Origin of the sequence: Cellulosimicrobium sp. 72-3 (genome assembly GCF_013127315.1) — a bacterium.
In the GTDB taxonomy this organism is placed as follows: Bacteria; Actinomycetota; Actinomycetes; order Actinomycetales; family Cellulomonadaceae; genus Cellulosimicrobium; species Cellulosimicrobium funkei.
In genome coordinates, this window is sequence record NZ_CP053419.1 from 3426292 (window position 1) to 3446215 (window position 19924).

19 protein-coding genes are annotated in these 19924 nt (G+C 74.1%); 6 read left to right on the forward strand and 13 right to left on the reverse strand.

Annotated features, from left to right (window positions below; translation table 11 throughout):
- The first annotated feature begins 62 nt into the window (after window positions 1-62).
- Window positions 63-1736 (forward strand): discoidin domain-containing protein, encoded by a 1674-nt coding sequence (locus HKK73_RS15295; protein ID WP_171468325.1) that lies wholly within the window; start codon window positions 63-65, stop codon window positions 1734-1736.
- Between the two features lie 70 nt (window positions 1737-1806).
- The gene (locus HKK73_RS15300; RefSeq protein ID WP_171468326.1) at window positions 1807-3072 is read left to right on the forward strand and encodes a DUF4032 domain-containing protein; all 1266 of its coding nucleotides are present in this window, start codon (window positions 1807-1809) and stop codon (window positions 3070-3072) included.
- 75 nt (window positions 3073-3147) lie between these two features.
- On the opposite strand, the gene rlmB is transcribed toward HKK73_RS15300, so the two are convergent.
- The 3 genes from rlmB to HKK73_RS15315 form a co-directional block, all read right to left on the reverse strand.
- A complete protein-coding gene (gene rlmB, locus HKK73_RS15305) occupies window positions 3148-4164 on the reverse strand; it encodes a 23S rRNA (guanosine(2251)-2'-O)-methyltransferase RlmB (RefSeq protein ID WP_034654007.1) in 1017 nt (338 codons plus the stop codon).
- Between the two features lie 249 nt (window positions 4165-4413).
- Complete coding sequence (cysS, locus tag HKK73_RS15310) at window positions 4414-5844, reverse strand: cysteine--tRNA ligase (RefSeq protein ID WP_061269066.1); 1431 nt, start codon at window positions 5842-5844, stop codon at window positions 4414-4416.
- A gap of 74 nt (window positions 5845-5918) precedes the next feature.
- Window positions 5919-7187: an alanine racemase gene (locus HKK73_RS15315; RefSeq protein ID WP_081895924.1), complete on the reverse strand. Its 1269-nt coding sequence runs from the start codon at window positions 7185-7187 to the stop codon at window positions 5919-5921.
- Between the two features lie 44 nt (window positions 7188-7231).
- Here HKK73_RS15315 and HKK73_RS15320 point away from each other — a divergent pair, with 44 nt between their 5' ends.
- Complete coding sequence (locus tag HKK73_RS15320) at window positions 7232-8641, forward strand: D-arabinono-1,4-lactone oxidase (protein WP_171468327.1); 1410 nt, start codon at window positions 7232-7234, stop codon at window positions 8639-8641.
- A 46-nt stretch (window positions 8642-8687) separates the two neighbouring features.
- Here HKK73_RS15320 and HKK73_RS18950 read toward each other — a convergent pair whose 3' ends face one another.
- Window positions 8688-9326, reverse strand: coding sequence for a TetR/AcrR family transcriptional regulator (locus HKK73_RS18950; protein ID WP_044144577.1), 639 nt, complete (start codon window positions 9324-9326; stop codon window positions 8688-8690).
- A 158-nt stretch (window positions 9327-9484) separates the two neighbouring features.
- Between HKK73_RS18950 and HKK73_RS15330 the strand changes: the two genes are divergently transcribed.
- A complete protein-coding gene (locus HKK73_RS15330; protein WP_170982204.1) occupies window positions 9485-10054 on the forward strand; it encodes an LpqN/LpqT family lipoprotein in 570 nt (189 codons plus the stop codon).
- A gap of 2 nt (window positions 10055-10056) precedes the next feature.
- On the opposite strand, the gene ispF is transcribed toward HKK73_RS15330, so the two are convergent.
- The 3 genes from ispF to HKK73_RS15345 all read right to left on the reverse strand — a co-directional run bounded on the left by ispF (window position 10057) and on the right by HKK73_RS15345 (window position 11956).
- A complete protein-coding gene (ispF, locus tag HKK73_RS15335) occupies window positions 10057-10626 on the reverse strand; it encodes a 2-C-methyl-D-erythritol 2,4-cyclodiphosphate synthase (RefSeq protein WP_137281513.1) in 570 nt (189 codons plus the stop codon).
- Window positions 10623-11369: a 2-C-methyl-D-erythritol 4-phosphate cytidylyltransferase gene (ispD, locus tag HKK73_RS15340; RefSeq protein ID WP_137281514.1), complete on the reverse strand. Its 747-nt coding sequence runs from the start codon at window positions 11367-11369 to the stop codon at window positions 10623-10625. The genes ispF and ispD overlap by 4 nt, the downstream gene beginning before the upstream one ends.
- 104 nt (window positions 11370-11473) lie before the next feature.
- Window positions 11474-11956, reverse strand: coding sequence for a CarD family transcriptional regulator (locus tag HKK73_RS15345; protein ID WP_031315710.1), 483 nt, complete (start codon window positions 11954-11956; stop codon window positions 11474-11476).
- A gap of 442 nt (window positions 11957-12398) precedes the next feature.
- Between HKK73_RS15345 and HKK73_RS15350 the strand changes: the two genes are divergently transcribed.
- Both HKK73_RS15350 and HKK73_RS15355 read left to right on the forward strand, forming a co-directional pair.
- Complete coding sequence (locus HKK73_RS15350) at window positions 12399-12809, forward strand: hypothetical protein (RefSeq protein ID WP_228485069.1); 411 nt, start codon at window positions 12399-12401, stop codon at window positions 12807-12809.
- A gap of 107 nt (window positions 12810-12916) precedes the next feature.
- Window positions 12917-13444: a septum formation family protein gene (locus tag HKK73_RS15355; protein ID WP_043653407.1), complete on the forward strand. Its 528-nt coding sequence runs from the start codon at window positions 12917-12919 to the stop codon at window positions 13442-13444.
- Window positions 13445-13540: 96 nt separating this feature from the next.
- Here the strand turns inward: HKK73_RS15355 and pstB are convergent, their stop codons facing one another.
- The 6 genes from pstB to HKK73_RS15385 form a co-directional block, all read right to left on the reverse strand.
- On the reverse strand, window positions 13541-14320 hold the full coding sequence (gene pstB, locus HKK73_RS15360) for a phosphate ABC transporter ATP-binding protein PstB (protein ID WP_034654020.1): 780 nt from the start codon (window positions 14318-14320) through the stop codon (window positions 13541-13543).
- 15 nt (window positions 14321-14335) lie between these two features.
- Window positions 14336-15319: a phosphate ABC transporter permease PstA gene (gene pstA / locus HKK73_RS15365; RefSeq protein ID WP_021481980.1), complete on the reverse strand. Its 984-nt coding sequence runs from the start codon at window positions 15317-15319 to the stop codon at window positions 14336-14338.
- Window positions 15319-16344: a phosphate ABC transporter permease subunit PstC gene (gene pstC, locus HKK73_RS15370; RefSeq protein ID WP_171468328.1), complete on the reverse strand. Its 1026-nt coding sequence runs from the start codon at window positions 16342-16344 to the stop codon at window positions 15319-15321. The genes pstA and pstC overlap by 1 nt, the downstream gene beginning before the upstream one ends.
- 103 nt (window positions 16345-16447) lie before the next feature.
- Window positions 16448-17587, reverse strand: a complete 1140-nt coding sequence (gene pstS, locus HKK73_RS15375; RefSeq protein ID WP_021483683.1) for a phosphate ABC transporter substrate-binding protein PstS — start codon at window positions 17585-17587, stop codon at window positions 16448-16450.
- A gap of 277 nt (window positions 17588-17864) precedes the next feature.
- The gene (locus HKK73_RS15380; protein ID WP_076406159.1) at window positions 17865-18569 is read right to left on the reverse strand and encodes a response regulator transcription factor; all 705 of its coding nucleotides are present in this window, start codon (window positions 18567-18569) and stop codon (window positions 17865-17867) included.
- Window positions 18566-19873, reverse strand: a complete 1308-nt coding sequence (locus tag HKK73_RS15385) for a cell wall metabolism sensor histidine kinase WalK (RefSeq protein ID WP_232322708.1) — start codon at window positions 19871-19873, stop codon at window positions 18566-18568. Before HKK73_RS15385 ends, HKK73_RS15380 begins: the two co-directional genes overlap by 4 nt.
- Between the last annotated feature and the right edge of the window lie 51 nt (window positions 19874-19924).

Consider the following 19924-nt stretch of genomic DNA (forward strand, 5'->3'; position numbering starts at 1 on the left):
CACACGACGCCAAAAGTCGTCTGTTCGTCACCCAAATCGACAACGCTGTCAATTGGAGCCTCATGCAGATCCCGACCCCCTCCCCGCGCGCCCGGCGCCTCGGCGCGGCGCTGGCCACCGGCGCGCTCGTCGCGACCGCGCTCGCCGCCGCGCCGGCCGTCGCAGCGCCCGTCGGGCCCGCGCCGTCCTCGGGTCCGTCGACCACCGCCGCCGTCACGTGCGACGCGGACGACGGCCTCCCCGACGCCAAGATCTCGATCCAGCTCTACACGCACGTGGGCGAGCTCGGCGGCTCGGGGACGCCGTCACCGGAGACCCTCGACCGCGTGCTCGGCGAGGTGGCCGCGGCCGGGTTCACGAACGTCGAGCCGTACAACCAGCCCTACGCGATGCCCGTCGACGACTACCGGGCGATCCTCGACCGGCACGGCCTCCAGGTGTCGTCGAGCCACGGCAGCACGGACCGGGCCACGTGGCCCGAGACGGTCGCGTACGCCGTCGCGCTGGGCCAGGACTACATCGGGACCGGCGGCATGGCGGGCGGCTACGGCACCTACGACGAGGCGGTCGCCACCGCGGCGTACGTGAACGAGCTCGGACAGTACGCGCACGAGAACGGCGCGAACAAGATCGTGCTGCACAACCACCAGAGCGAGTTCACCACGCGGTACACCCACCCGGAGACGGGTGAGACGGTCAGCGCGTGGGAGGTCATCGAGGAGAACACCGACCCGCGCTACGTCACGTTCGAGCTCGACGTCGGCTGGGCCGCCGACGCGGGCCTCGACGTCCCGGCGTGGATCGAGGAGCACGGGGACCGCATCGAGCTGCTCCACATCAAGGACGCCGTGAACGTCGACGCGCCGGGCGACATGCGGCAGGTCGCGCTCGGCCGCGGCGAGCTCGACCTCCCGGCGATCATCGCCGCGGCCGAGCCCTACGTCGAGTACTTCACCTACGAGTGGGACTGGGCACCGTCGTTCGAGACCTCCGCGGAGTCCTACCAGTACCTGCGCTGCTTCCGGTCCGACGACGGGGGCGGCGAGGAGGACGAGGACTCGCTCGCCCTGGGCCGGCCCGTGACGGCCTCCAGCATCGACGAGGCCGGCCACGAGCCCGAGAAGGCGGTCGACGGCAACGCCGGGACCCGCTGGAGCAGCGCGTGGAGCGAGCCCGAGTGGATCGCGGTGGACCTCGGCGCGAGCTACGACCTGAGCCGCGTCGTCGTCGACTGGGAGACGGCGTACGGGGCGGGCTACGAGGTCCAGACGTCGCCCGACGGCGAGACCTGGACCACGGTCCGCACCGTCACGGACGGTGACGGCGGGTTCGACGACCTGGAGATCACCGGGACGGGCCGGCACGTGCGGCTCTACCTCACCGAGCGCGCGACGCAGTGGGGCTTCTCCCTCTACGAGCTCGAGGTCTACGGCGCACCGGCCGGGCAGCTCGACCTCGACGTCGAGGTGCAGGCCCGCTGCCTCGCCGGCCAGGCGTACGTCGCCGTCCGCGCCGCGAACGGCGAGGACCAGCCCGTCGACGTGACGCTCGCGACGCCGTACGGCACCCGCGAGGTGGCCGACGTCGCCCCGGGCGCGAACGCGTACCAGTCGTTCGCGGTGCGCTCCGCCTCCGTCGAGAGCGGGACGGTGACCGTCACCGGCACCGCGACGATCGACGGCGAGGACGTCACCTCGACGGTCGAGGTCGACCACGACGCGGTCGCCTGCGCCTGACCCTCCCTACCTCCTCGCGGGGCGGGTCCGACCTCACGGGTCGGGCCGGCCCCGCCCGGGCCCCACGACCATGGACAATGGACCCGTGACGGTGCACAACCTGCAGATCACCGCGTCGGCCCCCGACCCGGCGCTCCTCGACCTGCCCTGGGACGTCCCGCTCGAGGAGTGGCCGGCGGAGACGCTCGCCGCCCTCCCCCGCGGCATCTCGCGGCACATCGTGCGGTTCGTCCGCCTCTCCGGGCGGGTGATCGCGATCAAGGAGATCGGCGAGACGGTCGCGTACCGCGAGTACGAGCTGCTCCGGCAGCTCCGCCGGCTCGAGGTGCCGAGCGTCGTCCCGGTGGGCGTCATCACCGGGCGCCAGGACGCGAACGGCGAGCGGCTAGAGGCCGTGCTCATCACCGAGCACCTGCAGTTCTCGCTCCCCTACCGCGCGTTGTTCAGCCAGTCGCTGCGCCCCGACACGGCCACGCGCCTCATCGACGCGCTCGCCGTCCTGCTCGTGCGCCTGCACCTCGTGGGCTTCTACTGGGGAGACGTGTCGCTGTCGAACACGCTGTTCCGGCGCGACGCGGAGACGTTCGCCGCCTTCCTCGTGGACGCCGAGACGGGCGACCTGCACCGCGAGCTCTCCCCCGGCCAGCGCTCGTACGACGTCGACCTCGCGCGCACGAACATCATCGGCGAGCTCATGGACCTCGCCGCCGGCGAGCTGCTCGACGAGGACGTGGACGAGGTCGCGATCGGCGACGCGCTCGTCGCGCGCTACGAGGAGCTGTGGGAGGCGCTGACGACGTCCGAGTCGTTCGACGCGAACGAGCGGTGGCGCGTCGCGGCCCGCATCGAGCACCTCAACAACCTCGGCTTCGACGTCGACGAGCTCGCGATCACGACCGACATCGACGGCACGACCGTGCAGATCCAGCCGAAGGTCGTGGACGCGGGGCACCACTCGCGACGCCTGCTGCGCCTCACCGGCCTCGACGTGCAGGAGAACCAGGCCCGCCGTCTGCTCAACGACCTGGACTCGTTCCGCGCGGCGGCCGAGCGGCAGAACGACGACGAGGAGTTCGTCGCGCACGACTGGCTGAGCGGCGTGTTCGAGCCCACGATCCAGGCCGTGCCGCGGAACCTGCGCCGCAAGCTCGAGCCGGCGCAGCTCTTCCACGAGATCCTCGACCACCGCTGGTTCATCTCGGAGCGCGCCGGTCGCGACGTGCCGATGGCGGAGGCGACGCACTCGTACGTGGAGAACGTCCTGCGCCACCGCCCGGACGAGAAGGCGATCCTCGGCCTCGCGCCGGGCGAGAAGGACCCCGAGTACTACGGCTGACGGACGCGCGTCGCCCCGCCGTCCGAGGACCGGCGGGGCGACGCGTGACGGTGAGTGCTGCCGGGCGCGCCGGCGTCAGGCCTCGCGCCGCAGGCGCGCGACCTCGTAGAGCGAGATGCCCGTCGCGACGGCGGCGTTGAGCGACTCCGTGTCCGACCCGATGGGGATGGACGCGACGACGTCGCACGCCTCGCGCACGAGGCGGGACAGGCCCTTGCCCTCCGACCCCGCGACGACGACGAGCGGCTCGGTCGCGAGCTCGAGGTCGCCGATCGCCGTGGTGCCGCCCGCGTCGAGCCCGACGACGAAGCACCCCGCCTTCTTCAGCTCACCGAGCGCGCGCACGAGGTTGGTCGCCCGGGCGACCGGGACGCGCGCGGCGGCACCCGCCGAGACCTTCCACGCGGACGCGGTGACGCCCGCGGCGCGGCGCTCGGGCACGAGGACGCCGTGCGCGCCGAACGCGCCCGCGGAGCGGAGCACCGCGCCGAGGTTGCGCGGGTCCGTGACGCCGTCGAGCGCGACGACGAGCGGCGGCCGCCCCGACTCCTCGGCGGCGTCGAGCAGGTCGTCGACGTCCGCGTACTCGTACGGCGGGACCTTGATCGCGACGCCCTGGTGCACGGCCCCGTCGGTGAGACGGTCGAGCTCGGGCTTGCCCACCTCGAGGAGGTCGTAGCCGCGGCCCGCGACGATGTCGACGATCTCGCGCGTGCGGTCGTCGGCGTCGAGGCGCGACGCGAGGTAGACCACCTCGACGGGGATGCGCGCGCGCAGCGCCTCCAGGACCGAGTTGCGACCCGCGACGACCTCCTGGACCGACCCGCGGCCCTTGGGGCCGCCACCGCGCGAGGCCCCGCCGCGCGACGTGCCGGCACGCTCGGTGCCGCGCGCCGGGCCGCCGCGCCCGGTCGCGCGCTTCTCGTCGGCCACCTTGCGCTTGTGCGCCGCGTGGTAGACGCGGTCCTCGGCCTTCGGGGTCGGCCCGCGGCCCTCGAGGCCCTTGCGCCGCTGCCCGCCCGAGCCGACGGTCGCGCCCTTCTTGCTTCCGGGCTTGCGGGTCGCGCCGCGTCGTTGTGAGTTGCCAGCCATGGTGCACCGATCGTGTCGTCGTTCAGGTCAGTTCAGGTCAGTCCACGTCGGGTTCGGCGCCCGGCGTGCGTGTCTCGCTCCTGGGTCCAGTGTCCCCCAGACACCCCGCCGAGGGGGAACCGTGGTCGTCACCAGGGTTCTCCCGCGCGCTACCAGAGCTCTACCTCGCGTTACCGGAGCTCTATCTCGTGCTACCGGAGCTCTGTCTCGTGCGCCGGCGGGTGGCTCCCGGCCGTCGTCCGGTGGGCGTCAGGCGAGGGTCCAGCGCGCGCCGTCGGCCGAGTCCTCGACCGCGACGCCTGCCGCGGCGAGCCGGTCGCGGATCGCGTCGGCCGTCGCGAAGTCCCGCGACGCGCGCGCCTCGGCCCGCGCCGCGAGCTCCGCGCCCACGACGGCGTCGAGCACCGCCGCGTAGCGCGAGTCGCCGCGGTCGGCCCACTGCGCGTCGCCCGGGTCGAGCCCGAGCACGTCGAGCATCGCGCGCACCGCCACGAGGTGGTGGCGCGCGACGGCGTCCGCGGCCGTCGTCCGGTCCGCGAGCGCCGCGTTGCCCGCGCGCAGGTGCTCGTGCACGACGGCCAGCGCCGCCGGCACGTTGAGGTCGTCGTCCATCGCCGCGGTGAAGGCGGTCGGGAGCTCGGCGTCGCGCACGTCGTCGACCTCGCCCACCCGCTCGGTCGCCCGCTCGACGAAGCCCGCCAGCCGCTCCCACGTCGCCTCGGCCTCGACGACCGTGGCGGGCGTCCACTCGAGCATCGAGCGGTACTGCACGGACGCGAGCGCGTAGCGCAGCACGGCGGGGCTCGTGGTCGCGAGGACCTCGCGCACGAGCAGCCCGTTGCCGAGCGACTTGCTCATCTTGGCGCCGCCCTGCGTGACCCACGCGCTGTGCAGCCAGTGCTGCGCGAACCCGTAGCCCGCGGCGCGCGACTGGGCCTGCTCGTTCTCGTGGTGGGGGAAGCGCAGGTCGAGGCCGCCCCCGTGGAGGTCGAACGTGTCGCCGAGGTAGCGGCGCGCCATGGCGGAGCACTCGAGGTGCCAGCCCGGACGGCCGCGCCCGAACGGCGTGTCCCACGACGCGGTCTCCGGCTCGCCCGGCTTGGGGGCCTTCCAGAGCGCGAAGTCGCGCGGGTCGCGCTTGGCGGCGGCCTCCTCGGCGTCGGCGGGGACGTCGTCGGGCACGGGGTTGAGGTCCTCGAGGCGCTGGTTGGTGAGCGCGCCGTACTCGGGCCAGGACCGCACGTCGAACCACACGTCGCCGGGGCCCGTGGTGTAGGCGTGACCGCGCTCGACGAGGCGCTGCATGAGCTCGACCATGTCCGGGACGTGGCCCGTCGCGCGCGGCTCGTACGTGGGGGGCAGCACGCCCAGGGCATCGTACGCGGCGGTGAACGCGCGCTCGTACGTCGCGGCCCAGGCCCACCAGGGCTCGCCCGCGTCGGCGGACTTCGCGAGGATCTTGTCGTCGATGTCGGTGACGTTGCGGATGAGCGTCACCCGCGCGCCGCCGCGCCGGAGCCAGCGCACGAGCACGTCGAACGCGACGGCCGAGCGCATGTGCCCGATGTGGGGGGCGGCCTGGACGGTGGCGCCGCACAGGTAGATGCCGACCTCGCCCGGGGTCAGGGGGACGAAGTCGCGCACGTCCCGCGTGGCGGTGTCGAACAGGCGAAGGGTCACGCCGCAAGGGTACCGGGGACGCACCGTCGCGGCCGAAGCGACGCCGGGGCGACGGCCGGCCCGTCCCCGCCGCGTCAGCCGAAGCTCTTGCCCTCCCCGCGGTACGTCGGGACGACGTCGACCACCTCGTCACCGCGCACGAGGTGCACGCGGTCGAACCGCTCCATGGCCTCGCCGGCCTTCCCGTGGCGGAACCAGACGCGGTCTCCTACGCCCAGGTCGGGCGCCCCGGCGGCGCCGCGCGACCGGTGCAGCGGCGTCTGCACCTCGCCCGCGCCCTCGCGGCCCGTGAGCGACCAGCCCGGCGTCACGACGCGCGGCAGACGGCTGCGGGTCGCCGGGCCGGACGCGACGTACCCGCCGCCGAACGCCGTCGCCCAGCCCGGGCCCGGGACGCGCACGACGTCGAGGCCGAAGAACGCCGACGGCCGGGGCCGGAACGCGCGGTACTCGTCGAACAGGCCCGGGACGTACAGGCCCGACCCGGCCGTCACCTCGGTCACGACCGCGTCGGCGGACGACGTCTCGAGGGACCCCGTGCCGCCCGAGTTCACGAGCTCGAGGTCGTGCCCGACGACGTCCCGCACCGCCGCGACGACCTCGCCGCGCCGCTCGCCGAGCTCGAGCACCGAGAGCCGCTTGACCGCGCGGACGGCGAGGCTGGAGTCCGGCATCCCGGCGACCTGCGCCTCGTAGAACATGAGGCCCCGCAGCGCGAGACCGGGCGTCGAGACGACCCGGGCGGCGAGCGACGCGACGTCGCGCGCACCGTGCAGGGGCGAGCGGCGCGTGCCCAGGTGGACCGTCACGAGACCGAGGCCCACGCGCAGCGACGCGTCCACGTCGAGGCACACCCGCACGGGCGGCTCGTCCCCGGTGCCGGTCTCGGCGAGCGCGTGGCGCACGAGCTCCAGGTGCGCGGCGTCGTCGACCATGAGCGTGACCTCGCGCCGGCCGGCCTCGTGGCGGGCGAGCGCCGCGAGCGCCCCGCGGTCGACCGACGGGTAGCCCACGAGGACGTCGCGGACGCCCGACTCGACGAGCCACAGCGCCTCGCGCACCGAGTACGCCATGACGCCCTGGAAGCCCCGCTCGCCCGCGCGCGCGACGAGCGAGCGCACCCGCACGGACTTCGACGCGACCCGCACGGGGACGCCGCCCGCGCGCGCGAGCAGCTCGTCGGCGTTGGCGTCGAACCGGTCGAGGTCGACGACGGCGAGCGGGCCGTCGAGCGTCGCGGTCGCGCGGGTCAGGCGGGCCAGGAGCGACGGCGTCGCGCCCCGCTCGTCACCGTCCTGCGGGCCCGCGCCCTGGTCCGCCCCCGGTGCCGTGTGGGTCGTCATGGGGAGAACGTACGCCACCCGCCGGGCGTGAGACAGTACGACCTGTGAGCAGCGACGACGCCCTCTCCTGGACCAACTGGGCCCGCACGGCCTCCGCGACGCCGCGCCGTCGGGCCTCGCCGCGCGACGAGGCGGAGCTGGGCGGCCTCGTCGCCCGCGCCGCGGCGGAGGGCCTGCCCGTCCGCGCGGTGGGTGCCGGGCACTCGTTCACCCCGGCCGCCGTGACGGACGGCCTCCTGCTCGACCTCGACCGGCTCAGCCTCGTCGAGCGCATCGCGCGCGGCGGGGCGGACGGCACCGACGGCGACGCGATCCTCGTGACCGTCGGGGCCGGCATCCGCCTGCACCGGCTCAACGAGGCGCTCGCCGCCGCGGGGCTCGCGATGCGCAACCTCGGGGACATCGACCGGCAGTCGGTCGCGGGCGCGATCTCGACGGGCACCCACGGCACCGGGGCACGCCTCGGCGGTCTCGCGACGCAGGTGCGCGGCGTCCGCGTCGTGGGGGCCGACGGCGAGGTGCGCGAGGCGTCGCCCGAGCACGAGCCGGGCCTGTTCGAGGTCAGCCGGCTCGGGCTGGGGGTCACGGGCATCCTGTCCGCCGTGACGCTCGAGGTGGTCCCGGCGTTCCTCCTGCGCGCGCAGGAGGAGCCGTGGCCGCTCGACCGCGTGCTCGAGCGGCTCGGCACGCCCGACGACCCCGACGGGCTCGTCGGCGGCAACGACCACTTCGAGTTCTACTGGTTCCCCCACACCCGCCGGGCGCTGACCAAGCGCAACAACCGCCTCGCGCCCGACGAGGAGGCCGTCGAGCTCGAGCGGCTTCGCACCACGGGCCCCGGGCCGGTCGCGCGGGCGCGCACGTGGGTCGACGAGGAGCTCCTGTCGAACGGCGCGTTCGAGCTCGTGAACCGGCTCGCGACCGCGGTCCCGCGCGTCACGCCGCGCCTCAACGCGGTCTCCGCGCGGGCGCTCGCGCCGCGTACGTACGTCGCGCCGTCGCACCACGTGTTCGTCACGTCGCGCCGCGTCCGGTTCCGCGAGATGGAGTACGCCGTGCCGCGCGAGCACCTCGTCGACGTGCTGTCGAGCATCGACGCGTGGCTCGACCTGTCCGGCGAGCACGTGCCGTTCCCCGTCGAGGTCCGGTTCGCGGCGCCCGACGACGTGTGGCTCTCCACGGCCCACGGGCGCGAGACCGCCTACGTCGCCGTGCACCAGTACGCGCGCCTGCCGCACGAGCGGTACTTCGACGCCGTCGAGCGCATCGTCGCCGAGGTGGGTGGCCGCCCGCACTGGGGCAAGATGCACGGCCTGGCGGCGGACCGGTTCCGGGAGCTCTACCCGCGGTTCGACGACGCCGTCGCCGTCCGCGACGCGACGGACCCCGAGGGCGTGTTCGCGAACGGCTACACCGACCGCGTGCTCGGCCCGGCCCCGGCCGCGCGGCGCTGACCGGCGACGTCCCGGACCCGTCAGGGGACGGGACGTCGTCCGCCCGTCAGGGGACGGGCTCGGGACCGTGCTCCCGCACCGGCGAGCCGTCGGGGCGCACCATCATCGACAGCACGTACTCCGCGAGCGCGTGGAAGCTGCGGACCGCCGTCTCGTCGTCCTGCTCGACGAGCCACGCGATCTCGATCCCGTCGATGTACCCCGCGACGACCCGGGACAGGAACCCCATGTCCATCGTGTAGCTGACGTTCCCCCGCTCGGCCACGTTCTCGAGGAACCCGCGCGTCATCGCCCAGGTCTGCTCGAGGTGCGTGTGCGCGACGGAGCGCAGCGCGCGGCTGCGCACGCCCGCCGTCGCGAACTCGAACGTGAGGAGCCGCATGTGACGACGCGGCGTCAGCCCGCTCCACAGGCCGTCGGCGGCGGCGTGGGCGAGCGCCACGACGTCGCCGTCGACGTCGAGCGCGGACCGGACGGGCTCGGAGGCCACGAGCGCAAGGCTGTTGCCCATCGCCTGGAGGAGCTCGTCCTTGTCCTCGAAGCAGTAGTGCACGACGCCGAGCGAGACCCCGGCCTCGGCCGCGACGCCGCGGATGGTCACGGCCTCGACGCCCTCGCGGACGGCGATGGTCATCGCGGCGTCGACGAGCTGGGCTCGGCGTTCCTCGACGGACATTCGGTTCATGTGCGATTCATCCCATGTGTCGTTCTTGGGAAAGTCAAACACATCGATGCGCTTCCAGCGATCGTAGAGGCAGGTGGCGGGCCTGGCACGCCGGACGGGAGCGGGCGAGAATGACGAGCCGGACCAGCCCCGGCCCCCACCCCCGACGAAGGACTCCCGTGCCCCGACCGCGCCTGCCCCGCTCCCCCTGGACGCTCGCCCTCACGGCGGCCGTCGCGCTCGCCCTCGCGGCCTGCGGCGGGCCTGAGGACGCCGCCGGCGGCACGGAGCCGGTCGTGCACGACGTCCCCGAGATCCCGGTCCAGGTGACCGCGCCCCCGGACTGGGAGCGCGGCACGCGCGACGGCGCGTTCCTGCTGCGCGCGCCGAGCGGCACGGGTTCCGAGGACTTCCGGGCGAACGTCGTCGTCACCGGCAAGCAGTCGGCGCAGACCGTCGACGAGGCGGGCGCCGCGACGACGGCGGCGGTCGCCTCGATCCCCGGCTGGGTGCCCGATCCCGACGGGCAGGGCCCCACGACCCTCGCCGGGCTGCCCGCCTACCGCGTGGCCGGGACGTACGGCGCCGCGGGCACCGCCGTCGCGCAGGAGATCGTGGCCGTGCGGACGGGCGACGGGCCGGACGCGTGGGTCGTCGACCTCACGGCGTCGTACGCCGTCGACGACGCCGACGGCGCCGCGCAGGCGCGCGCGATCCTCGAGAGCGTCCAGGTCGCGCCCGCGGGCTGACGTCAGGCGGGCGGCGCGACCCGGACCACGAGGGCCGTGGCGACCGCCGCGACGCCCTCGCCGCGCCCGGTGAGGCCCAGCCCGTCGGTCGTGGTCGCCGTGAGGGTCACCGGGGCGCCCGCGGCCGCCCCGAGCGCCGCCTCCGCCTCCGCGCGGCGCGGTCCGAGGCGCGGCCGGTTGCCGATCACTTGGACGGCCACGTTCCCGATCGCGAACCCCGCGGCCCGCACCCGGCGCGCGGCCTCCGCGAGCAGGCTCGCACCGCTCGCGCCCGCCCACTCGGGCGCGCTCGTGCCGAAGTTCGAACCGAGATCGCCCAGGCCGGTGGCCGAGAACAGCGCGTCCGCGGCGGCGTGCGCCGCGACGTCGGCGTCGGAGTGCCCGGCGAGCCCGCGCTCGCCCGGCCAGTGCAGACCGCCCAGCCACAGCGCTCGATCCTCGCCCTCGGTCGCGAAGGCGTGGACGTCCACCCCGATGCCCGTGCGCGGGAGCGCCGGGACGGGGCCCGCGGCGGCCGGTGCGGTGGTGGGCGTCTCGGCCGGTGTCCCGGTGGAGCCTGCAGGGGTGGTCATCGGTCCTCCCGGAGCGTGAGCGCCGCGACCCGGAGGTCGTGCGCGGTGGTGATCTTGGCCGCCGCGGCGTCGCCGGGCACCACGTGGACCGGGACGCCCAGCGCCTCGACCAGCCCGGCGTCGTCGGTCGCGGCGACGGACTCGTCGTCCGCGCGGTGCGCCGCTGCCGCGTGCGCGCGGGCCAGGAGCTCGCCGTCGAACCCCTGCGGGGTCTGGACGGCGCGCAGCGCGCTCCGGTCGACCGTCTCGACGACGGGCTCCGCACCGGACGCGTCTCCCGCGCCCGCGGGCGCCACGCGCTTGATCGTGTCCGTGACGGGGAGCCCCGGCACGACGGCCCCGTGGCCCGCGCGCACGGCCGCGACGACGCGGCGGACCAGCGACGGCGGCGCGAGGGGCCGTGCGGCGTCGTGGACGAGCACGACGTCGGCGGGCACGTCGCCCTCCGAGAGGTCGCGGCCGGCCCGGAGACCGGCCGCCACGGAGGCCTGGCGGGTCCCCGCGCCCTCGACCACCCGGACCGGCCGGTCGACCGCGGGGTCGTCGGCCAGGAGCGTCGCGACGTGGTCGCGCAGCCCGGGCGGCGCGGTCACGACGAGCGCGTCCACGACCCCGGACGCGCACAGCCGTCGGGCGGCGTGCGCCACGAGCGGGAGGCCGTCGAGCTCGACGAGGGCCTTGGGCAGGTCCAGCCCGAGGCGGGTCCCGGAGCCTGCGGCGGTGAGGACGGCGAGAGTCGGCACGCGCACACGCTACCGGGCACGACGACGGGGAGGGCGCCGTCCGTACGGACGGCGCCCTCCCCGGTGGTCTGTGGCGCTGACTGCGCGGGCCGCGGCCCGCGACGTCAGGAGGCGAGCACCTCGTCGAGGATCGCCTCGGCCTTGTCCTCCTCGGTGTGCTCGGCCAGCGCGAGCTCCGAGACGAGGATCTGCCGTGCCTTCGAGAGCATGCGCTTCTCGCCGGCGGACAGACCGCGGTCGGCGTCGCGGCGGGAGAGGTCGCGCACGACCTCGGCGACCTTGATCACGTCGCCCGACGCGAGCTTCTCGAGGTTCGCCTTGTACCGGCGCGACCAGTTGGTCGGCTCCTCGGTGTAGGGTGCACGAAGCACCTCGAACACGCGGTCGAGACCCTCCTGGCCGACGACGTCACGCACGCCGACGAGGTCGACGTTCTCGGCTGGGACTTCGATGGTCAGGTCGCCCTGCGCGACCTTGAGCTTGAGGTAGATCTTGTCCTCTCCGCGGATGGTGCGCGTCTTGATCTCCTCGATCAGTGCGGCTCCGTGGTGCGGGTAGACAACGGTCTCGCCTACTGTGAACGTCATCTGCAGATGTCCCCTTTCGCGGTGGTCCACCTTACCACGCGGAAGGGCGGAAATCCGAGCCCCTGCGCCCCTTGACAAGCCCGTCACCAGCACGTTCGCCCAGGTCAGAGCCGTGTCAGCGCGCCTGACGAATCTCGAGGAGGGGCCCCACCGGCCCCTGGCGAGCGCCCCGCGGGCCCTTTCAGGACCTTCACCTCGCGCGACGACCACCCTCCCGGCACGCCCGGAGCCACGTGACGCCGCTCACGCCACGGTCGCGAGCCGGCCGTTCCGGCCGCCCTCGCCCTCCCGACGCACTAGGCTGGGCGCGGAATCCCGTCCCCCTTCTTGCAGCCCTGGAGTGCACGTGACCCGCATCCCGACCCCCCGAGCCTCGACCCGTGCGGAGTCCCGAGCGACCGGCCGTGCGCGCGCCTGGGCCGTGCCCCTCCTGGTCGCCGGTGTGGCCCTCGCGTCCGCCTGCTCCCCCATCGAGACGAACCGCCCGTACTCCCCCTCCGACGGCCTGCGGGTCGACCTCACCAGCGAGCTGCGCGGGCTCAACCTGCTCGTCGTGAGCGCGGAGGACGGCGAGCCGGGCGCCCTCGTCGGGGCCTTCGCCAACGACTCGACGGAGGACGTGGAGTTCGACGTGACGCCCGAGGGCGGCGCGCCGGTGACGATCCCCGTCGCGGCCGGCGAGACGGTCTACCTCGGCGCCGAGGACGGCTTCGACGCGCAGATCGGCCGCGTCGACGCGGCCCCCGGCGCGATGCTGCCCGTCACGGTGAGCACGACGACGGGCGAGGAGCAGACCCTCTCCCTCCCCGTCCTCGACGGCACCCTCGAGGAGTACGCGCACCTCCTGCCGTGACCGCGCAGGTCGCGCCGGAGATCGGCTCGGCTCGTGTCACCGCCCGGCGCTAGCCTTCGCGTGCCGCCCCACCACCCTGGTCGTGGCCTCGTACCGAAGGAACCCTGGTGACCCTCCCCCGCTCCACCCGCCGGCCGCTCGTCCTCGTCGTGAGCGCCGTCGCCCTCGCCCTGACCGCGTCGGGCTGCGGCGCGATCCTCGACGAGATCTCCGGACCCGCCGACGCCCAGCGCGACGAGCCCGGCGGCGAGGTGACCGAGGCGTCGGACGCCGACGTCTTCTCGGTCCAGGTCGGCGACTGCATCGTCTCCTCGAAGCTGGACGACGCGGACCTGGTCGAGTCCGTGCCCGTCGTGCCGTGCTCGGAGCCGCACGACGCCGAGGTCTACGCCGAGACCGAGCTCCCCGCGGGCGACTACCCCGGTGACGAGGCCGTGACCACGAGCGCCGAGGAGTTCTGCTACGGCGCGTTCGAGCCGTTCGTCGGGCTCCCCTACGAGGAGTCGGCGCACGAGTACTGGTACTTCACGCCGCGCGCGGACGGCTGGACCCGGCAGGGCGACCGCGTGGTCCAGTGCGTCCTCGACACGAACGGCACCGACGTCACGGGCTCGCTCCAGGGCAGCGCGACCTGATCCCCTGATCCGTCCCGCACGCACGACGGCGCCCCTCCCCGCGGGGGGAGGGGCGCCGTCGTGCGTCGGGCCGGGGCCGTGACGGACGGGCTCAGGTCACCCGAAGCGGCCGGAGATGTAGTCCTCGGTGGCCTGCTGCGTGGGCGAGGAGAACATCGTCGCGGTGTCGTCCATCTCGATGAGGCGCCCGGGCTTGCCGGTGCCCGCGATGTTGAAGAACGCGGTGCGGTCGCTCACGCGCGCCGCCTGCTGCATGTTGTGCGTGACGATGACGATCGTGTACTCGTCCTTGAGCTCGGCGATGAGGTCCTCGATCGCGAGCGTGGAGATCGGGTCGAGCGCCGAGCACGGCTCGTCCATGAGGAGCACCTGGGGCTTGACGGCGATCGCGCGCGCGATGCACAGGCGCTGCTGCTGGCCGCCGGAGAGGCCCGAGCCCGGGCGGTCGAGGCGGTCCTTCACCTCGTTCCACAGGTTCGCGCCGCGCAGCGACGACTCGACGAGGTCCTCGGCGTCGGCCTTCGAGATGCGCTTGTTGTTGAGCTTCACCCCCGCGAGCACGTTCTCCTTGATGGACATCGTGGGGAACGGGTTCGGCCGCTGGAAGACCATGCCGACCTGGCGGCGGACGGCGACCGGGTCGACGTCGTCGCCGTAGAGGTCGACGCCCTCCATCGCGACGGTCCCCTCGACGCGTGCGCCGGGGATCACCTCGTGCATGCGGTTGAGCGTCCGCAGGAACGTCGACTTGCCGCAGCCGGACGGGCCGATGAAGGCCGTCACGGACTGGGGTTCGATCGTCATGCCGACGTCCTGCACCGCGAGGAAGTCGCCGTAGTAGATGTTGAGGTCCTTGACGTCGATGCGCTGTGCCATCGGGGCTGTCCTGTTCTAGCGGAGGGTCTTGGGCGCGAACCAGCGGGTGACGAGTCGCCCGACGAGGTTGAGCAGCATGACGATGAGGATCAGCGTCAGGGCGGCCGCCCAGGCCCGGTCGTAGTTGATGTCGGGGAGGCACACGGCGTCGGTGACGTTGCTGCAGGGCACCAGGCCCTGGCTGTACTGCCGGTAGACGTACACCGGGAGCGTCATCATGCGGCCCTCGAAGAGGTTGCCGTTGATCGAGTCGACGACGCCGACCGTGATGAGGAGCGGCGCCGTCTCGCCGATGACGCGCGCGACGGCGAGCATGACGCCCGTCGTGATGCCGGCGATCGACGTGCGGAGCACGACCCGCACGACGGTGAGCCACTTGGGCACGCCGAGCGCGTAGGCGGCCTCGCGCAGCTCGTTCGGCACGAGCCGGAGCATCTCCTCGCACGAGCGCACGACGACCGGGATCATGAGGACGGACAGCGCGACCGAGCCGACGATGCCCATGCGCACCCCCGGCCCGAACAGCACCGCGAAGAGCGCGTACGCGAAGAGGCCCGCGACGATCGACGGGATGCCGGTCATGACGTCGACGAAGAACGTCACGGCGCGCGCGAGCGGCCCGCGCCCGTACTCGACGAGGTAGATCGCGGCGAGCAGGCCGATCGGCACCGAGATCACCGCGGCGCCGAGGGTGATGAGGAGCGTGCCGAGGATCGCGTGGTAGATGCCGCCCGCGTCCATGCCGCCGAACACGCCGCGCATGGAGTGCGTCAGGAAGTAGACGTCGAACCGCTCCATGCCGTGCACGACGACGGTCCACGCGACGGACACGAGAGGCACCATCGCGAGGGCGAACGCGCCCCACATGAGGACCGTCATGGTGCGGTCCTTGCGGCGACGTCCGGCGTCCGCGCCGCGCAGGAGCGCGCGCACGGACGCGGTGCGCTCCGGGTCCGGTGCGGAGGCCCCGCGCGCGGGGCTGGTGCTGAGGGCGCTCATCAGTTGGCTCCCGAGAAGTCCTTGCGCCGCGCGACGATCGCGCGGGCGCCCATGTTGACGAGCAGGGTGATGACGAACAGCGCGAGGCCCGTCGCGATGAGGGCGCTCACCCCGAGCGGGTTCGCCTCGGGGAAGTCCGCCGCGATGTTCGCGGCGATCGTCTGCTGCTGCCCCGCCTGCAGGATCTTGAACGAGTAGAGGAGCCCGGGCGAGAGGATCATGAGCACGGCCATCGTCTCGCCGAGCGCGCGCCCGAGGCCGAGCATCGCGGCCGAGATGACGCCCGACCGCCCGAACGGGATGACCGCGGTGCGGATCATCTCCCAGCGCGTCGCACCGAGGGCGAGCGCGGCCTCCTCGTGGAGCTTCGGCGTCTGGAGGAACACCTCGCGGCTCACGGCCGTGATGATCGGCAGGATCATCACGGCGAGCACGAGCGCGACGGTGAGCAGGACGCGACCGGTCGGCGACGCCGGGCCGGTGAAGAGCGGGAACCACCCGAGGGTGTCGGCGAGCCAGGACCACACCGGCACGACGACCGGCGGGAGGACGAGCGAGCCCCACAGGCCGTAGACGACGCTGGGGATCGCCGCGAGCAGGTCGACGACGTAGCCCAGGGTCGAGGCGAGCCGGCGGGGCGCGTAGTGGGAGATGAACAGCGCGATGCCCATCGCGACGGGCGTCGCGAGCACGAGCGAGAGCGCCGCCGCGAGCAGCGTGCCGAAGATCAGCGGCCCCACGAACGAGAGCAGCGACGCGCCCTCGGGGAACCACGCCACCTGCTCGCTCAGCTCGGCCCCGCCCGCGCTGAGCGCGGGCCACGCCCGCAGCAGCAGGAAGATCGCGACCGCGGCCAGCACGGCGAGGATGAGCGCGCCGGCACCCGTCGCGGTCCAGCGGAACGCGCGGTTCACGCCGCGGTCGCTGTTGCGGGCGCGGCGGCGCGAGGTGCCCGCGCGTCGCACGGGCTCGGACGAGCCGCCCGGCGCGGGGCCCGGCGTCGTGGGTGGGACTGTGGTGGTCACTCTCGTGCTCCCGGTGTGCTGTCCTGCGGCGTACGGTCTGGTCGCGGGTCGGGGGCGACGGGGCCCGCAGGCCCCGCCGCCCCCCGGCGCCCCCCGGCGGTCGTCAGCCGGCGGCGCCGACCGTGATGGCCTCGACGGCCGCGTGGACGTCCGTGCGCAGGTCCTCCGAGATCGGCGCGCTGCCCGCGGCCGACGCGGAGGCCGACTGGCCCTCCTCGCTCGAGACGTAGGTGAGGAACGCCTTGACGAGGTCGCCCGTCGCCTCGTCCTCGTAGTTGAGGCACGCCACCGCGTACGAGACGAGCACCAGCGGGTAGGCGCCGGCCTCGGTCGTGGTGCGGTCCAGCTCGACCGCGATGTCGTGCTCGTGCCGGCCCTCGACGCGCGGCGACGCGTCGACGACCTTGGCCGCGGCCTCCGGGGAGTAGGCGACCCACTCCTCGCCGACCTTGATCTTCGCGGTGCCGAGGTCGCCGGCCTTCGAGGCGTCGGCGTAGCCGATGGTGCCCTCGCCGCCCTGGACGGTCTGCACGACGCCGGACGTGCCCTGCGCGGACTCGCCGCCCTGCGTCGGCCAGTCGCCGCTCGGCTCGTGGCCCCACGCGTCGCCCGCGGTCGCGGCGAGGTACTCGGTGAAGTTCTCGGTGGTGCCCGACTCGTCGGAGCGGTGGACGGGCGTGATCGCCACGTCGGGGAGCGTCGCGTCCGGGTTGTCGGCGGCGATCTCCGGCGCGTTCCACTGCGTGATGGTGCCGTTGAAGATGCCCGCGATCGTGGCCGGGGCGAGGTTCAGCTCGGCGACCTCCGGCAGGTTGTAGATGATCGCGATCGGGCTGACGTAGACGGGGAGGTCGATCGCGCCGTCGGGGCCGCACACGGCCTGCGACTGGGTGATCTCCTCCTCCTTGAGCACCGCGTCGGAGCCGGCGAACGCGACGCCGCCCTCGAGGAACTGGGTGCGTCCGCCGCCGGAGCCGACCGGGTCGTAGTTGACCGTGACGTCGGGGTTCGCGCTCTGGAACCCGGCGCGCCACGCCTCCATCGCGGACTCCTGCGAGCTCGCGCCCGCACCGTTGAGCTCACCGCTGAGGTCGCTCGCGGTCTCGGACGAGCCCTCGGAGGAACCACCGGTGGAGCCGTCGGCGCCGCCGACGGGGTCGTCCGACCCGCACGCGGCGAGGGTCAGGGCGAGCGCGCCGACCGCGACGGCGGATCCTGCACGGGAGAATCGGCTGAGCTTCACTCTTCGTTCCATCCTGTTCACGCGTCTCGTGCCACCAGCGAGCGCCGGTGACGATCCCGACGCTAGGAGCGCCGGGTGACGCGTTCCCCGAGAGCGGGTGAACGACGGATGAACAGTGCACAGACCTTCCGTGCCGGGCTGCCGGCTCGCACGACGGGCTCCGCGGCGTCGGACGACGACGGCCCCGGTGCGTCCGCGAGGGACGCACCGGGGCCGTCGTGCCGGCACTCGCGCCGGTCGTTCGTGCCGGACGGGACCGCCGGACGGGACCGCCGGGTCAGGCCTGCCCGACGCCGTCGGCGATCTTGTAGCCGAGGCCCCGCACCGTGAGGAGGTAGCGCGGGCTCGCGGGCTCGGGCTCGATCTTCGACCGGATGCGCTTGACGTGGACGTCGAGGGTCTTGGTGTCCCCCACGTAGTCCGTGCCCCACACCCGGTCGATGAGCTGCCCGCGCGTGAGCACGCGACCGGCGTTGCGCAGGAGCAGCTCGAGGAGCTCGAACTCCTTGAGCGGGAACGGCACGACCTCGCCGTCCACGCTCACGGTGTGCCGCTCGACGTCCATGCGGACGGGACCGACCTCGAGCGCGCTCTCCGCGACCGGTTCGGCGCCGGCCTCCCCGCCCTTGCGCCGCAGCACGGCGCGCACGCGCGCGAGCAGCTCGCGGAACGAGTACGGCTTGGTCACGTAGTCGTCCGCGCCCAGCTCCAGGCCCACGACCTTGTCGATCTCCGAGTCCTTCGCCGTGAGCATGATGACGGGGACGTCGCCACGCTGGCGCAGCTCCCGGCACACCTCCGTGCCGCTCAGGCCGGGGAGCATGAGGTCGAGCAGGACGAGGTCCGCGCCGTCGGCGTCGTACCGCTCCAGCGCCTCCGTACCGGTCGCCGCCTCGACGACGTCGAAGCCCTCGCGCCGCAGCTGGTACGTCAGCGGGTCGCGGTACGACTCCTCGTCCTCCACCACCAGGATGCGCGTCACGCGCCTACCTCCTTGTTCCGTGCGCCCGCGTCCGGGGCGCCGTCGTCCGACGCGTGCTCGTGCGGCACGCGCTCGTGCTCGTCCGGTGCGCGACCCTCCGTCGCGTGCCCGTCGGGTGCCTGCTCGGCCACCCGGTCGGTCACCGTGCCGCGCGTCCGCGCGGCCGGGACGTTCGCCGCCGGGATGCGGAGCGTGAAGGTCGACCCGCGGCCCGGCTCGGACCACATCGTCACCTCGCCGCCGTGGTCGGCGGCGACGTGCTTGACGATGCTCAGCCCGAGGCCGGTGCCCCCCGTGTCGCGCGAGCGCGCCGGGTCGACGCGGTAGAACCGCTCGAAGACCCGCGCCTGCTCGTCGGCCGCGATCCCGATGCCCTGGTCCACGACGGCGATCTCGACGAGGTCGCCCGACCGCGTCACCCCGACGCCGACGCGCGTGTTCTCGCCCGAGTAGGCGACCGCGTTGTCGAGGAGGTTGCGCACCGCGGTGACGAGCAGGTTGTGGTCGCCGTAGACCGCGGCGTCCAGCTCGCCGCCCGTCGTGAGCACGATGCCCTTGCCCTGCGCGGTCGTGCGGGCGCGGTCGACGGCCTCCTCGACCACGCCGCGCACCGGCACGACCGTCACCTCCTGCAGGGCTCCCGCGACCTGGAGCCGCGACAGCTCGATGATCTCCTGCACGAGCGCGGACAGGCGCGTCGCCTCCGACTGCATGCGCGCGGCGAACCGGCGCACCGCCACCGGGTCGTCCGCGGCGTCCTGGACCGTCTCCGCGAGCAGCGCGAGCGCGCCCACCGGCGTCTTCAGCTCGTGGGACACGTTGACGACGAAGTCGCGGCGGATCGCCTCGACCCGACGCGCCTCCGTCCGGTCCTCCGCGAGCACGAGCACGTGGTGCGGGCCCACCTGGGCCACGCGCACCTGGAGCATCACCGTGCCCCGGCCGACGGGGCCGCGCGGGAGCTCGAGCTCCTCGTCGCGGATCACGCCGTCCCGGCGCACGTCGTCGATCATGTCGCGGATCGCGGCGTGCGCGATCGCGTCGCCGCGCACGACCCCCAGCGCGTACGCGGGCGGGCTGGCCCGCACGACCTCCCCCTCGCCGTCGAGCACGACGGCGGCGGACCGCAGCACGGCCAGCACCCGGACGAGTCCCTCGTCGAGCTCCGGCGCGGTCTCCTCGCGCGCGGCGCGCTGCTGCCGCTCGCTCACGCGGAACGCGATCGCGGCGATCACGCCGACGACGATGCCCACGACACCGGCGAGCAGCACGGTCACGCCCTCGATCAGACTCTCGGCTTGCACCCGTCCAGCGTACGGTCGCGCGCGCTCCCTCCCGGCCCCACCGGACCCTGG